The sequence below is a fragment of the Peribacillus sp. 05N428 genome, assembly GCF_056397085.1.
On the sequence record NZ_JBFTMS010000001.1, the window covers coordinates 36,803 to 52,379 of the forward strand.

At 38.3% G+C, this 15,577-nt stretch carries 13 protein-coding genes and 1 pseudogene; 12 read left to right on the forward strand and 2 right to left on the reverse strand.

Features of this window, described 5'->3' with window-relative positions; genetic code table 11:
• Positions 1–333 precede the first annotated feature (333 nt).
• Positions 334–1,092: a GTP cyclohydrolase II gene (locus AC1DIV_RS00150; RefSeq protein ID WP_340876103.1), complete on the reverse strand. Its 759-nt coding sequence runs from the start codon at positions 1,090–1,092 to the stop codon at positions 334–336.
• Between the two features lie 355 nt (positions 1,093–1,447).
• On the opposite strand from AC1DIV_RS00150, the gene AC1DIV_RS00155 reads away from it, so the two are divergent.
• The 8 genes from AC1DIV_RS00155 to AC1DIV_RS00190 all read left to right on the forward strand — a co-directional run bounded on the left by AC1DIV_RS00155 (position 1,448) and on the right by AC1DIV_RS00190 (position 10,759).
• Positions 1,448–2,347, forward strand: a complete 900-nt coding sequence (locus AC1DIV_RS00155; RefSeq protein WP_264640950.1) for an ABC transporter ATP-binding protein — start codon at positions 1,448–1,450, stop codon at positions 2,345–2,347.
• The gene (locus tag AC1DIV_RS00160) at positions 2,340–3,590 is read left to right on the forward strand and encodes an ABC transporter permease (protein ID WP_340876107.1); all 1,251 of its coding nucleotides are present in this window, start codon (positions 2,340–2,342) and stop codon (positions 3,588–3,590) included. The genes AC1DIV_RS00155 and AC1DIV_RS00160 overlap by 8 nt, the downstream gene beginning before the upstream one ends.
• A gap of 138 nt (positions 3,591–3,728) precedes the next feature.
• Positions 3,729–4,031 (forward strand): hypothetical protein, encoded by a 303-nt coding sequence (locus tag AC1DIV_RS00165; protein ID WP_202187446.1) that lies wholly within the window; start codon positions 3,729–3,731, stop codon positions 4,029–4,031.
• Positions 4,032–4,507: 476 nt separating this feature from the next.
• Positions 4,508–6,028 carry a long-chain-fatty-acid--CoA ligase gene (locus AC1DIV_RS00170; RefSeq protein WP_340876109.1) on the forward strand — a complete coding sequence of 507 codons (1,521 nt, stop codon included), beginning with the start codon at positions 4,508–4,510 and terminating at the stop codon, positions 6,026–6,028.
• Positions 6,029–6,061: 33 nt separating this feature from the next.
• On the forward strand, positions 6,062–7,117 hold the full coding sequence (locus AC1DIV_RS00175) for a TauD/TfdA family dioxygenase (RefSeq protein WP_340876110.1): 1,056 nt from the start codon (positions 6,062–6,064) through the stop codon (positions 7,115–7,117).
• 91 nt (positions 7,118–7,208) lie between these two features.
• Positions 7,209–8,501 carry an MFS transporter gene (locus tag AC1DIV_RS00180; protein ID WP_340876113.1) on the forward strand — a complete coding sequence of 431 codons (1,293 nt, stop codon included), beginning with the start codon at positions 7,209–7,211 and terminating at the stop codon, positions 8,499–8,501.
• A 173-nt stretch (positions 8,502–8,674) separates the two neighbouring features.
• Entirely contained in the window at positions 8,675–9,673 is a 999-nt protein-coding gene (locus tag AC1DIV_RS00185) for a TauD/TfdA family dioxygenase (protein ID WP_340876114.1), read from the forward strand.
• A 138-nt stretch (positions 9,674–9,811) separates the two neighbouring features.
• Positions 9,812–10,759, forward strand: coding sequence for an alpha/beta hydrolase (locus tag AC1DIV_RS00190; RefSeq protein ID WP_340876115.1), 948 nt, complete (start codon positions 9,812–9,814; stop codon positions 10,757–10,759).
• 108 nt (positions 10,760–10,867) lie between these two features.
• Here the strand turns inward: AC1DIV_RS00190 and AC1DIV_RS00195 are convergent, their stop codons facing one another.
• Positions 10,868–11,641 carry an SDR family NAD(P)-dependent oxidoreductase gene (locus AC1DIV_RS00195; RefSeq protein ID WP_063593137.1) on the reverse strand — a complete coding sequence of 258 codons (774 nt, stop codon included), beginning with the start codon at positions 11,639–11,641 and terminating at the stop codon, positions 10,868–10,870.
• A 465-nt stretch (positions 11,642–12,106) separates the two neighbouring features.
• Here AC1DIV_RS00195 and AC1DIV_RS00200 point away from each other — a divergent pair, with 465 nt between their 5' ends.
• The 4 genes and pseudogenes from AC1DIV_RS00200 to AC1DIV_RS00215 all read left to right on the forward strand — a co-directional run.
• Positions 12,107–13,162: a TauD/TfdA family dioxygenase gene (locus tag AC1DIV_RS00200; protein ID WP_340876116.1), complete on the forward strand. Its 1,056-nt coding sequence runs from the start codon at positions 12,107–12,109 to the stop codon at positions 13,160–13,162.
• Positions 13,163–13,276: 114 nt separating this feature from the next.
• Positions 13,277–14,560: an MFS transporter gene (locus tag AC1DIV_RS00205; protein ID WP_340876117.1), complete on the forward strand. Its 1,284-nt coding sequence runs from the start codon at positions 13,277–13,279 to the stop codon at positions 14,558–14,560.
• Positions 14,561–14,597: 37 nt separating this feature from the next.
• A complete protein-coding gene (locus tag AC1DIV_RS00210; RefSeq protein ID WP_158226103.1) occupies positions 14,598–14,753 on the forward strand; it encodes a hypothetical protein in 156 nt (51 codons plus the stop codon).
• Positions 14,754–15,279: 526 nt separating this feature from the next.
• Positions 15,280–15,407, forward strand: a pseudogene (locus AC1DIV_RS00215) (succinyl-CoA--3-ketoacid-CoA transferase); the annotation flags it as partial.
• Between the last annotated feature and the right edge of the window lie 170 nt (positions 15,408–15,577).

Consider the following 15,577-nt stretch of genomic DNA (forward strand, 5'->3'; position numbering starts at 1 on the left):
GCTTTGGATGGTAAACTCTAGTCAGATACCAGTTCTTACTCTAATGTAGATGAGGTGTTTATCGCAGAGAATTTATGCTGATTCGAAATGAAGCAAACCCCTTTTTCAGGCAGGGTGCAACTTTCCGTTGCATCCTGTTTTTATGTATTTTCTTATTATCCAGACGTGAGCAATTTTATTTATATCCTTATACTCGTATGTGTTTTCATTTTACGGTAACCTGTGATGTTATAAATCAAAGAACTTAATAAGGAAAAGCATACGGTAACAAGTTGATTTATTTCACTTCAAACCTATTTAGGGGTAGAAACAATTTCATATAAAACAAATAATTCATTCATTTTTACTATCTTTTAAATGACCGGAACGTACCACTTTAGTTTTTAAATATTTTTCATTAAACTCGGAAATGTCTCCCCATAACGGAACTCTTCCTGCAACATTGGCACCTGAGTTTTGAAGGGCTTCTAATTTTCTCGGATTGTTGGTGATAAGGGTCACTGGATTAGAGCGCAGTTTTTTTAACACCCGAATGGCGTCATCATAGTTGCGTGCATCATCCACAAATCCAAGCTCCAAATTAGCTTCCACCGTATCCAATCCTTTTTCTTGCAGAACATAAGCCATGGCTTTACTAAATAATCCGATGCCTCTTCCTTCGTGATTGGCTAAATAAAATAAAGCCCCGGATCCTTGAGTTGCAATCATTTTCATAGCCCGCTTTAATTGAAAGCCACAATCACAGCGTTTGCTGCCAAATATATCTCCAGTATGACATATACTATGCATCCGGATAAGGGCATCGGAGGAGCTTTGAAAATCTCCATACAGTAACACACTTGATTGCTGCATTTCCGCTAAGTTGGAAGAGGCTAAAGTTTCAATGATCTTATCTATATTATAAGTGCCATCACCACAAAAATGACCAGCCATATTCTCACATCGTAACCAGCAATACCACTGGAATATAATTGTTTCGCCCTCTAAGTTTACGGGTAATTTGATTGGGCCGACTAAATAAATGGATGTTTCATCACTTTTAATAACGTTAATTTTATCTTCTAATATTAAAGCCACTTTTTCATTAATCATATAAACTTCCTCCCGAAACTAAGATAACGTTTACTAGTTCATTTCATATTGTACCCAAAAAAGTCCACAAATTTACCAATGCAAAAGAAAGGCGTAAAAGTCCTTTTTTAGTGATGAAAAACTTGATTTCAGTATAATCCAAAATTTAACAAGAACAACCTCAATAACGCAAAATTATTGTTTTCACCCACTATTTTACATTTAATTTATTTTCAAGGGTTAGATAGTGAAATTTGTTTATTGAATTTGCATATAATCGAAGGAGAAAGGGTGTTATTTGGTTCTTGGTGATAGTTGAAATTGGAAAACCTTTCCGTTAACATATAATTAGAATCATATAATAGGAGGTTGCGCATTGGTTTTACACATTAAAGAAGTTACGAAAAAATTCGGGGATTTCACAGCAGTCAACAAGCTTGATTTAACTATTCCCGAAAAAGAAATGTTCGGCTTTTTAGGCGGGAATGGAGCGGGGAAAACGACCACGTTCCGAATGATACTTGGCCTGCTTGACCCTACTGAAGGGGAAGTTGTCTGGGATGGTAAGAAAATCGATTATACGACAAGTTCAATGATTGGCTATCTTCCTGAGGAACGCGGACTATATCCAAAACTGAAGGTGCGCGATCAAATTGTTTATTTGGCTAGATTAAGAGGGATGAACAAACGGGATGCTTTGAAAGAATTGGAGTATTGGCTGGACCGCTTTATGGTGCCCGAGTATATCGATAAGCGAGTTGAAGAGCTTTCAAAGGGAAATCAACAAAAAATCCAGCTGATCGCATCCATGATCCATAAACCTGAATTACTTATCCTTGACGAACCCTTCAGCGGACTGGATCCAGTGAATGTGGAAATTCTGAAGAAAGCGGTCATTGACTTAAGGGACAGCGGCACGACGATCGTTTTCTCGAGCCATCGCATGGAGCATGTCGAGGAGATGTGTGAGCATCTTTGCATCATGCATAAAGGTTCACCTGTTGTGGCTGGAAAGTTAAAAGAAATCAAGCGTTCTTTTGGTAAAAAGAATGTCTCAATTAAAGCAGATTTTGATCTATCTTTCTTGGATAATTATTCAGGTGTAACAAAAGTCAAGAACACGATGGAAGGGAAAATTCTTCAAGTAACTGGTGAAGATGTGGCTGAGAGCATGCTACGTGATCTTGTTCCAAGAGGTTTCGTCCGGAAATTCGAATTGGAAGAACCATCGCTAACGGATATTTTCATTGAAAAAGTAGGTGCCGTCTATGAATAAATTTTGGATTGTCCTTTCCCATACATACCTATCAAAATTAAAGACGAAATCCTTTATCATTTCTACAATCATTATGATGGCACTGATTCTCCTTCTTTCGAATCTTTCGAATCTTATTGATAAATTCGACAGTGATGAACAGGAAAAGGTTGCCGTAATCGATCAGACTGAAGGCGGTTTATTTGATTCTTATAAAAAAGCGGTAGCAGGTGTGAACGATGACCTATCGATAATATCCGCCCAGGATGAAAAGGAAGCGGAGGAAATGGTCAGCGCGGAAGAAATCGTTGGGTATTTATTAATCCAAAAGGATAAAACTCTCGGCTTCAAGGGAACGTACAAAGCGAATCAAATTTCAGATTCTGCGGTAAGTAATGATTTACTATTAGCGCTTACTCAATTGAAGGGTCAAATAACGGCGAAGGAATTGAATTTGACAGAGCAACAAATCGCTCAATTGAATACGCCCCCAGCATTTGATACGATTGCTCTTCAGAAAAATGCAAAAACGGAAGAGGATCTCAATCAAGCACGCGGTCTCGTGTATGTGCTCCTATTTGTGATTTACTTCGGTGTGTTGATGTATGCAACGATGATTGCAATGGAAGTGGCTACTGAGAAAACATCACGAGTCATGGAAATCCTGATTTCAAGTGTCCCGCCAGTCACACAGATGTTTGCCAAAATAATGGGTGTTGCTTTACTTAGTCTTACTCAAATGATTTTATTTTTTGGGGTGGGCTATTTCTCGATTAAACAAAACTTGACAGGTATGGATGAAGGATTCTTTTCATTTTTCGGTTTCGGCAGCACAGATATCTCAACGATCATTTATGCAATCATCTTCGCTTTGCTTGGGTATTTTCTGTACGCGACTCTTGCAGCATGCCTTGGATCCGTTGTCAGCAAAATTGAAGATGTCCAGCAAATGATTTCACCGATGACCATGTTAGTTGTCATCGCCTTCATGATTGCAATGTTTGGACTGGGGAATCCGTCAGCCAGTTATATTACGATTACATCATTCATTCCATTTTTCACGCCGATGATCATGTTCTTGCGCGTAGGGATGCTTGAGGTTCCATTCTGGGAAATCGCCATCAGCATAGGAGTGTTGATCTTAACGATTGTTTTACTTGGAATAATCGGAGCAAAAATCTATCGTGGTGGAGTCTTGATGTACGGTAGCTCAAAATCACTGAAAAGCATCAAGAATGCCTTGCAATTATCCAAGAAAAATTAACATGAAACCTGGATCCTTCATTCCTGTTGGAAGGGTTCAGGTTTTATACGTTAATAATATAGGAACGAAAAGTAGCATAGATATAAGGGAACATAAAATAAATTCCCTATATGCAACCACGATTAGGAGTGAATTATTATGAGCAATCTGGTAACGTTGACGATAGTTTCAGAAGCGTTTCTCTTGTTGTCCTTCATCATTATTATTTTATCAACCAAGAATCCGAAAAGAAATGTTCTCTGGGTCATCCTGTTCATCATTGGAGCTGCTCCGCTTTTATATTTAGCCATAGATCATGTGAAAAACGATTATATGGACGCAAATATCGGACTGGGCCTTGCCTTTATGTACACCTGGTTATACAGCGCAGTTGCTTTTATCATTGGCATCATTCTTTTAGTGAAAAAGAAAAGGAATAATAATATTTCAAAAGAACTGTGATAATCACATTGGAATCTTAAACTAAAAGAAAATAATAACGCTGAAGAAACATAAACTATACCCCGAATAACGGACACACATCAAAAATGTCCCTTATCCGGGTTTTTTTATGTTTCAATAGGTGTAATGAGAAATGAGTCTCGTTATCGATTGGGACTAAAGAAATGGCACCGGTACAAAACTGGGACCACCTATTAGCCGCATAGGCGCCTTGTTATACTGTCCGAAAAAGGGGCATAGTTCATTTTAATGAGGCAGTGTCTTTTTTTTGAAGTAGAAGGAGAGATCATCTAAGTAGCCCTTCTGTAATCCTGAAGTTCCTTTTTAATATTATTAATACTTATATACAAATTAAAATATTTAATTTTATTTAACTATAATTTATGAGTATACTAAAAATGTAATAATAGTTTAAATATTCAAAATAGTTGGCAATTCAAAGCCTTCTATGTGAGAAAAGGGGTGGAATTCATTTAATGAGTTATAACTTAAACGAAAATCTAATACGAAGCGCAAGTAATTTCCCAGAAAGTATCGCTTATATCTATGGAGATAAAAGTGTTACTTATCAAGAACTAAATCAGAAGGTGGATCAATTGGCTGCTGGTCTGTATGTACAAGGAATCAGGAAGGGAGATGGAGTGGCTCTTATTTTAGGAAATAGCCCTGAATTTCTCATTGCGTACTACGGTATTTTACGGCTTGGTGCATTTGTTGTTCCGATCAATCCTTTTTATACCCAAGGGGAAATCAAATACTTATTAGACAATTGTCAAGCCAAAGCGGTCATTACTCATGTATCTGTAAAACCGAAGTTATCTGAAGTAAAAAAGCAATTGGAAAATTTGAAGCTTGTGGTTTATATCGAAGCCGAGGATCAGGAATCGACATGGGAGCGTCTCATGGAAACAAGCACAAGTATTAATGCTTGTGGAAGCCCTTACATTGATGATGAAGATCTTGCAGTCATTCTATACACATCAGGAACAACCGGGAAACCAAAGGGTGCAATGTTAACGCATCGGAACTTGGTTTCAAATGCGGACTCCATTTCAAAATTATTAGAATTCGATGATAAAGATCGTGTAGTAGCTGTTCTGCCTATGTTCCATGTATTCTGTATGACAGTTTGTCTGAATGCGCCAATTGCTTGTGGGGCAACAGTCCTTATCCAGCCTAAATTCAGCCCTCATGACGTGGTCAGCACCATTCGAGAAAAAAAGGCAACCGTGTTTGCTGGAGTACCAACGATGTACAGTTTTATCTATCAATTGCCTGAAGCGATTGCGGAGGATTGCCAATCTATTCGCATGTGTATCTCTGGAGGTGCCTCGATTTCGGCAGAGCTGCTGCATAAATTTGAAAACAAGTTTAATGTTTCTATCTTGGAAGGATATGGGCTTTCGGAAACTGCTCCTCTAGTCGCTATTAATCCATTAAAAGGAACTCGCAAGCCAGGTTCTATCGGCTTGAATATTCCAGCTGTCCAAAGCAAAGTTGTAGGTGAGTTCGGAAAAGAATTGCCGAGAGGAGAAGTCGGAGAATTAGTTGTTCAAGGGCCAAATGTAATGAAGGGATATTTGGGGATGCCGGAAACTACTTCAGCTGCTTTTAATGACGGGTGGTTTTACACTGGTGATCTCGCAACAATGGATGAAGAAGGATACATCTACATTGTTGACCGCAAGAAGGACATTATTATTGTTGGAGGCTACAATGTATATCCTCGTGAAGTGGAGGAAGTCCTGTATCAACATCCTGCTGTAGTAGAGGCTGCCGTAATCGGAGTTCCAGATGGGGAATACGGTGAAAGTGTTAAAGCTTTTGTCGTAGTTAAGGATGAACGTATCACCATGAATGACATTATTCAATTCTGTCAGGATAGACTGGTGAAGTACAAACTTCCTAAACGAGTAGAATTTTTTAAAGAACTGCCTAAGAATTCAACAGGGAAGATTTTGCGCAGAGAGTTAAGAGAATTGACAGAAGTGAAGTAAGAAAAGAACCAACTTATTAAAGGGGGATTAATTATGTCAACCATTTTAAAGGAAAAAGTAAAAGGGCAAGTAGCGTGGAAAGGCACTGATCTGGCTAAAGATGATTCATGGGTTTATTATTTGTCTGAAAAAACGATTGCCTCTCTTGAGAACGCTTTAATTCATGTTAAACAAAAGGGTTTAAAAGCACCTGATTTTAGCAAAGAGGATTTTCCGATTCCTGATTTATATGAAGAAATCGTTTACTTTGTTGAAGAGCTGGAGAATGGGAAAGGGTTCCTATTAATTCGTGGATTACCTATTGAAAGGTATACAGATGAAGATGTAAGCATCATTTACTGGGGTCTGGGACTTCACATGGGCATTCCGGTATCGCAAAACGCGAATGGTGACCTCTTAGGGCACGTCAAAGATCAAGGTTTTAGCTTAGAAAATTCTAATGTACGTGGTTACCAAACGAAACTGCATCTTCCATTTCATGCTGATGGATCTGATGTTGTTGGATTATTAAGCCTGCGAAAAGGGAAATCTGGAGGGCACAGCAGTATCATAAGTTCGATGACTGTTTACAATGAAATTTTGGAGAAGAACCCGGAATATCTTGGAGTTCTCTGTCGTCCATTTTTCTTTGATCGCCGTGGAGAGGAAGCTCCGGGAGAACCTCCAGTATTTAAATCATCAATCTTTAATTATTATGATGGTAAACTGAGCTGTAGATATGTCCGGTTATTTATCGAATCAGCACAAGCAAAGACTGGCATCCAATTGTCAAAAGTGGAAATTGAAGCATTAGACTTACTGGATTCCCTCCTTCATGATGAGAATTTGCATTATAACATGATGTTGGAGCCGGGGGATATGCAGTTCGTCAATAATTATACGATTCTGCACTCACGTACTCAATACGAAGACTATGAGGAGCCGGAACGCAAACGTCATCTTTTAAGATTGTGGCTCACAATGCCAAATGGTCGGGAAATTTCCCCTGAATTCGCGATGTTTATTGATGAGAATACGGGTAAACCAGGTCGCGGCGGCGTACCGCAACGTAAAACAACATCTGGTGGTATTGTAGAAACCCTGAAGTGATTTTTATAAAACGTTTAGTAAGAACGAGTGGGAACACCTTTTAGAACTCAGAAAAAGGTGTTCCTTATATAGTAAAACGTGGGGGATTTACATGACAAGCACTCCAAAATATTCTTGGATTATCTTATTATTTCTTGTTCTTAGCGGGATGATCAACCAAGTGGATAAAATAATTATTGGCTTGGTTTCAGTTCCTTTAATGAAAGAGTTACATTTAAGTCCAACGCAATGGGGAGTCGTAGGAAGTTCTTTCTTTTGGTTCTTTACCTTCTCATCTATTATTCTAGGCGGCATGGCAGATTCAAAAAACACGAAAAAAATGTTAACTTGGATGTCCTTGATTTGGTTGATAGTTCAACTTGTTACCCCTTTCGTTAGCAGTTTGTCTATGCTTTTGTTAACCAGAATGATTTTGGGAGCTGGTGAAGGTCCTGCCCCCGCTCTATCCACGGCAATCATGGGAAAATGGTTTCCGAAACATAGGCACGGCATCGGCTTTGGTGCGGTTCTATTAGGAACGACTGGAGGATCTGCGATCGCTTCACCATTATTAATCTCCTTGATTGATCATTATGGATGGAGATCTGCATTTATAGCGATGGGTATTCTGGGACTGATTGTGCTGGTTTTATGGATGATTTTCGGTAAAGAAAGTCCTCAAGAAATCGGCTGTCCGTCGATACAGCATAAGGAGCAGCAATCATCCAGCCTCTCTAATGTTTCTTGGAGTCAGTTTCTTCCGCATCTGATATCTAAAAATTTTATTCTGATCGTTCTGTGCGGGGGGTGTGCCTATTGGTTATTGTCCGTACAAGCGGTATGGCTTCCGGCCTATTTCACCAAAATTCAACATTTTAATGGTCAAACATTAAAATTAGCCGTGTCTTTACCTTTTCTTTTTGCAGCCTTTTTCCAATTAGGATTTGCCATTCTATCAGATCGGCTCTATCGTAAAACCGGAGATATTCGTAAAGCACGAATAAATCTTGCCGGCATAACGATGATGTTATCCGCTTTATGCTTATACCTAGCAAATGCCGCGAATTCCACGGCGATGTCCATATTGTTCTTCACCCTTGCTCCGGGTTTTGCGTATGTCATTCTTTCACTCGCACCCGCAATATTGATGGAGTTTTATTCTCCTCAGAATATTGGAAAGGCACAAGGGACGTTCATTGCACTTGCGAGTACTACAAGTATTATCGCTCCACTCGTATTTGGCTATTTTATTCAAAATGCGGAGACTGAAGCTATCGGATATGGATACGCATTTCAAGCCTCTTCTTTAGGGATGCTCATAATCGGATTATTGTTTTGGATCGGTGTACGTCCCGCAAAGGAAAGCCACACAATAAATGAAACAGATGAGCATGTGAGCATTTAAGAGATATAAAACGTAGATTGAAAGATTCTTAGTAAGATTATATTGATCTAACTTATTTATAAGTTACAAATGATAATTTCATTTAATGAAAAATTAATAAGTGTACCATAAATATTAAATTCAAAATATTCGATCTATTAAAGTGGTATAACAAATATAAAGGAGGAATATGTATGTCAGTTATTTTAAAGGAAAAAATTCAAGGGCGTTCAGCGTGGAAAGGTATCGAACTGGAAAAAGATGATTCATGGATTTATTATTTGTCAGAGAAAACCCTTGCAGCTCTAGACAAGGCTGTATTACACGTTCAACAAAAAGGGTTAAAGGCCCCCAATTTTAACAAGGAGGATTTCCCTATTCCTGATCTCACTGATGAAATTGCTTATTTTGTTGACGAGCTGGAGAATGGGAGGGGATTTCTATTGATTCGTGGATTACCAATGGATCAATATACCGACGATGAAGCTAGTATCATTTACTGGGGTTTTGGACTACACTTGGGCCTACCGATCATTCAAGGAAAAAAGGGTGACCTCTTAGGGCATATCAAAAATATGGGTAAAGACTTCAATGATAATACAACAGTTAGAGGTTACCAAACGAATGTACGTCTTGACTATCACACAGATCTCGCTGATGTTGTCGGATTACTATGTCTTCGTAAAGCGAGATCGGGCGGTTTGAGCAGCATCGCTAGTGCGATGTCTATCTATAATGAAGTGCTGGATAAACACCCAGAGTACCTTGAAATTCTCTATCGTCCTTTCGCCCACGATCTTCGTGGGGAAGAAGCACCAGGTCAATCTCCAGTAGTTCCATCACCGGTCTTTAGCTATTACGATGGTAAATTAAGCTGCAGATATATGCGTCAATATGTAGAATCAGCACAAATGAAAACAGGTATCTCTTTGTCGAAAGAGGAAATCGAAGCATTTAATTTTATAGATTCCCTTACTGCTGATAAAAACTTTCATATTGATATGATGATGGAACCGGGTGATATGCAATTCGTTAATAATTATACCGTTTTTCATTCACGTACACTATTTGTAGACTATGAAGAAGATGACCGCAAACGTCATTTATTAAGATTGTGGCTCATGATGCCAAATGGCCGAAAAATCGCTCCAGGTTTCGAGTTTTATATAGGAGGAGCACCTGTAATTAGATAAAAAACCGGTGGTAATAATAATCACCAATATTTCTTGTATGGTGATTTTATTCAACGAAAATAATGAATAAAATCACCATTTTATGTTTCTATAACTGGTTTAATTTTTTTAAAAAAACTGAAGTGAGGATGATGTTTTTTGGAAAATTTAGATCCGCAAGCAGAAAAATATTTACAAGCATTTAATCGGCTGCCATCTATTCATACGATGGATCATAAGTCAGTAAGAGAGATGCTTTCTAAAGCACCGCGTTCTGCCGCAAAAACGGAACCGCTTTCAAAAGTTGAGGAATTCATGATTCCGGTAAGCCAGGATGAAACAATCAAATGCAGGGTATATATACCGGAAGGGCAAGGTCCTTTCCCTCTATTTATTTACTACCATGGTGGAGGATGGGTTCTAGGAGACATTGAATCATCGGATGCTAGCTGCCGAATGATAGCGAATCGAACGGAAAGTATTGTTGTATCCGTAAACTATCGTCTTTCTCCAGAGTATAAGTTCCCGACTCCAGTAGAAGACGCATATTCCGCATTGCAATGGGTTTTTGAAAATGGGCCTTCATTTAACGGAGAAGTTTCTCGATTGGTAGTTGGAGGGGATAGCGTAGGTGGAAATCTAGCGACTGTAATTACGATGATGGCTAGAAACAAAAAAGGTCCAAACATCGCTGCACAGGTCTTAGTCTATCCTGCGACAAATCTTGAGTTCAATACGGAATCCCATCGAACCTTTGCAAAAGGATTTGGTCTTGATCGCGAACAGTTGATTTGGTTCCGTGATCATTATTTAAGGAATAGTGAGGACAGGTGTAATGAGTATGCTTCCCCCTTGGTAGCTCAAGATTTAAGTGGTCTCCCGCCAGCAATTATTATTACAGCGGAAAATGATGTGCTTCGGGATGAAGGAATGGCCTATGCTGAACGTCTGAAAGATTTTGGTGTTCAAGTTGAATATGAATGTGAACCCGGGATGGTCCACGGATTTTTTGTACAAATGGATATTTTCTCAAAGAACATAGAATTGACTGTTTCTAGGATCGAGAAGTTCTTGAGTTCCTTAAAATATACAATTGGGACAGATTGAAAGAAAATGTTTTAAATGAAGCGAGCCTCAGAATTTAGTGAGGCTCGCTTTTTAAAATAACCTATTTAATTTTACAAACGAAACAGTAACAATCGTAACACTAGGCATTTAGTAATAAACGGTATTTCCAATTCCACCGGTTACCGAAATGACATCGCCAGTTATCGATGCCGCCAAAGGTGAGGCTAGGAAGGTAACGACATAAGCAATTTCCTCTGGTGTAATCAAGCGGCCGAGGGCATTCATTGATGCTGCCTGGCGTATAGCTTCCTCATTAGTGACACGGCCTCTAAACGTTTCAGTATCGACAATCCCTGGATAAACAGCATTGACAGTAATTTCGTGCTTTCCTAATTCTAATGATGCGGATTTTGTCATATGGACAACAGACGCATTACGAGGTCCGGAACTAAAATAATTACCGCCTATTCTAGCTGCCAGACCACTTATATTGATAATACGTCCCCAATTATTTTGAATCATATAAGGAGCAACAGCCCGGATACAACGAAAATAGCCCAAATACTTTTCCTCAAAATCTTTCAGGATAAGTTCATCTTTAATGCTGTTAAATTCCTCTGGTTCATGGCCTCCAACACGGGCTCCACTATTGATTAAAATATCAATGCTTCCCATTTCTGCTGCTGATTTTTCAACTAAATTTAGGATAGAGTCAGGATCATTAGTATCTGCCACGATTGGATAAATACTTCTGTTGGTTTCTTTGGCCAATTCGTCTGCTGCATTCTTTAGTGAAGATTCGTTTCTTGAACAAATCGTACAATCTACGCCTTCCAAAGCCAACTGACGGGCAATAGCTTTGCCAATACCCCTGCTTCCTCCAACGATAAGTGCTTTTTTTCCAGATAATTTTAAGTCCATAGTTCAACCTCCTGTTTCGAATTAACTTGTATTAGACTCTGCTTGAAAGTTATTTATTAGAATAGTTAATCATTTCTATCTTTGATTCTACCTATAAATGATAATTATATAAAATTAAAAATTTTAAATTGCAGTTAAGTTTTATTAATATTATGATATGCATTGTACGATTTCCATGTACAAGGATATTGTATTTTCCATTTATTAGTAAATGTGATTTGCAGATTAAATTTTTTAATTTTATTTTACTGAAAATTATGAATATAATTAACGAAATAACAATTATAACAGTCAGAAGTTTTTTAGAGCGCTTCCATGGAGGTGAAGGGTGGAACAAGGAACATCATTTATTAAGCAATAATTGTTTGAATAAGGGTCTGAAAGTTTGTGGCAGTCGCTGTTGAAGTAGGAAAACAGCCCAAACTTTTTCATTAGTTAAAATTGCAAAACGAAGGAGGGGTCTCGTTGCCGTCTATTTTAAATGGGAAAATTCATGGACCAGTAGCTTGGAAAGGTATTGATTTAACAAAAAATGATTCATGGATTTATTATTTGTCAGAGAAAACGATTGCAAATCTTGAAAGCGCTTTATTTTATGTAAAACAAAAAGGGTTAAAGGCACCTGATTTTAACAAGGAGGACTTTCCAATTCCGGATCTCTCTTACGAAATAGCCTATTTTATAAATGAGCTGGAAAATGGGAGAGGTTTTCTATTAATTCGTGGCTTACCAATAGAAAAGTATACAGATGAAGAAGCAAGCATCATATACTGGGGTCTCGGAGTTCACCTGGGCATCCCGGTAACGCAAAACGCAAAAGGTGATCTATTAGGGCATGTTGTTGACCAAGGTCTCGACATTAATGATTCAAATGTACGTGGTTACCAAACGAATGCTCATCTTCCCTTTCACGTAGATGGATCTGACGTAGTCGGATTATTAAGTCTTCGAAAAGCTAAAGCTGGTGGTTACAGTAGTATCGTAAGTTCCATCGCGGTTTACAATGAAATTCTGGATAGGTACCCAGAGTATCTTGGAATTCTCTATCTTCCATATTTCTTGGATCGTCGTGGTGAGGAAACACCAGGTGAATCTCCTGTTTATTCGTCACCAGTCTTTAGTTATTACGAAGGTAAATTAAGCTGCAGATATAACCGCGGATATGTCGAATCGGCACAAGTGAAAACAGGAAAATATTTGTCAAAAGTTGAAACTGAAGCATATGACTTGATGGATTCCCTCCTTTATGATGAAAACATGCATATTGATATGATGATGGAACCGGGTGATATGCAATTTGTTAATAATTATACTGTTCTTCATTCACGTACTGTATACGAAGACTATGAAGAACCTGAACGCAAACGTCATTTATTAAGATTATGGCTCACGATGCCAAATGGGCGAGAAATTGCGCCAGACTTCGCGATGTTCATTGATGAGAAAACTGGTAAAGCGGGTCGCGGTGGTATTCCGGTACGCGACAAAACAGCTGGAGGTATTGTAGATAAAATGAGGTAATGGGATTAATAAATATAAAGAGTTTCGACAAGGTTAAACACGGAAGATTTACCTTTAAAAACTTTTAAAACACCATTGATTCATGTTAACGGAATAGAAGGGGAGATTATTAATTTGAAAACACCTAAATATTCTTGGATCATATTATTAATTCTTGTAGCTTCAGGTATGATCAACCAGGTTGATAAAATTATCATTGGTTTGGTTTCTGTTCCTCTAATGGAAGAGTTACATTTAAGTCCTTCACAATGGGGAATTGTCGGGAGTTCGTTTTTTTGGTTCTTTACCTTTTCATCTTTCATTCTAGGGGGAATGGCCGATTCAAGAAATACGAAAAAAATGTTTACTTGGATCTCGTTTATCTGGTTAATTGTTCAATTTACCACTCCTTTTGTGTCCAGTCTGTCTTTGCTAGTTTTAACAAGAATGGTCTTGGGAGCAGGAGAAGGTCCTGCAGTTGCTATATCAACTTCAATAATAGGAAAGTGGTTTCCTAAACATAGACATGGTATAGGCTTTGGTGCTGTTCTCTTTGGAGCAACAATCGGGCCCGCGATTGCTTCGCCATTATTAATCTCCTTGATCAATGGATATGGATGGAGATCTGCTTTTATAGCAATGGGAATTGTTGGACTAATGGTGCTAGTTTTATGGTTGATTCTTGGAAAAGAAAGCCCAAAAGAAGTCGGTTCGTATACTTTTGATCAAGAAGATAAGCACTCAATAATTTCTTCTAATGTTTCTTGGCGTCAGTTTCTTCCGTATCTATTATCTAAAAATTTTATTTTTATCGTTTTGTGTGCAGGCTGTGCCTATTGGTTATTGTCCGTTCAAGCTGTATGGTTTCCTGCATATTTTACCGAAATTAAACGTTTTGATGGGGAAATGTTAAAACTTGCAGTGTCTTTACCTTTTCTTTTTGCAGCCCTTTGCCAAATTGTCTTTGCCTTGTTATCGGATTGGCTTTATCGCAAAACAGGAGATATTCGTAAAGCACGAATAAATGTTGCAGGGATTACGATGGTGCTATCCGCTATTTGTTTATTTCTTGCAAATGCCTTTAATTCTAGTTCTATTTCCATTCTATTCTTCATCCTTGCTCCGGGTTTTGCGATTGTTATTCTTTCACTTGCACCCGCCATATTAATGGAATTATTTTCACCCAAAAACATTGGAAAGGCTCAAGGGACCTATGTGGCTCTATCAAGTTCAACAAGCATTATTGCTCCACTAATATTCGGGTATTTTATCCAGTATGCAGGAACAGAGGCAATTGGATATGGTTATGGCTTCCAAGTAACTTCTTTGGTTATGTTCGTAATCGGATTATTGTTTTGGGCCATTGTCCGTCCTGTGAACCAAAATCAGATAAAACCTGAGGAACAAGTTATTGTATAAAAATCATTAATAGGTGAATCAAGGAGGGAAATAAACTATGTGTAAAAATGAAAAGGCCGTTTCTGAGATGGACTGTTGTGTATTGTGTCGTGAAGAATTAGCTATTATGGAGCGAAATCGCAGCAAGTGCTGGAGTTGTCAGGATAAGATAACCGAGACTTACGCTGATGATCATATTGAAGTGGAGGATTAAATAATTCAGTAGTTTCGTAACAGGATTTGAACTATACCCCGGATAACGGACACACATAAAAAAGTGTCCCTTATCGGGTTTTCTTTGTTCAATAGGTTTAAAGAGTATGGAAGGAGGATTTCCATGAGACTCTGAATTTCAGATTAACGAACTTAAAAAGAATCCTACTATCATAAGTGCTTCAGAGCGGCCTAACTCCTAAAATCATGAATTTAAAATAAAAGCTGTTAAGGAATATAATAAGGGGAAATCCCCCTCTCAAATTTTCTTGGAACATGGATTTAATTTCGAAATAATTGGTAAGGAACAACCTAAGCGTTGTCTACATCGCTGGTATGATACCTTTGAAAGGGTTTGGTGAGGAAGGCTTTTCTTACGGAACACAGTGGAAAAGGAAGTATAAGACGCCCTTCTTCCAAGCCACTGTTTGTAGAGGGTTAATTTAAGAATGCCGAAGCGTGAATCAAATTCCTTGAAGCAGAAAATGAGTTTCTAAAAAACTGGAAGAGTTAGAAAGGCGGGCAGAAACAATTGTGGGGTGGATGATTGGGAATGGGGTCACTGCTTACCAATAAAAAGATTAAGAATATAGTAGGTGAGAACAAGTTCTTTGAAAAGCAATTTTTAAGTGGAGAATTGGAAGTAGAGCTTGTTGATTTTACTGAGGGAATGTTTCTTGCTGAAACGCAAGAAGGTGTTTCACTTGATGAAGTGATGGAAAAGACATGTGGTGAAGGGGATCGCCAAAAGGCTTCTATTAAAAGGTAAAGAGATAACACTGCTAATTTCTGTTAGGTAGAGATAGATATTAAAAAAGAGAAGCT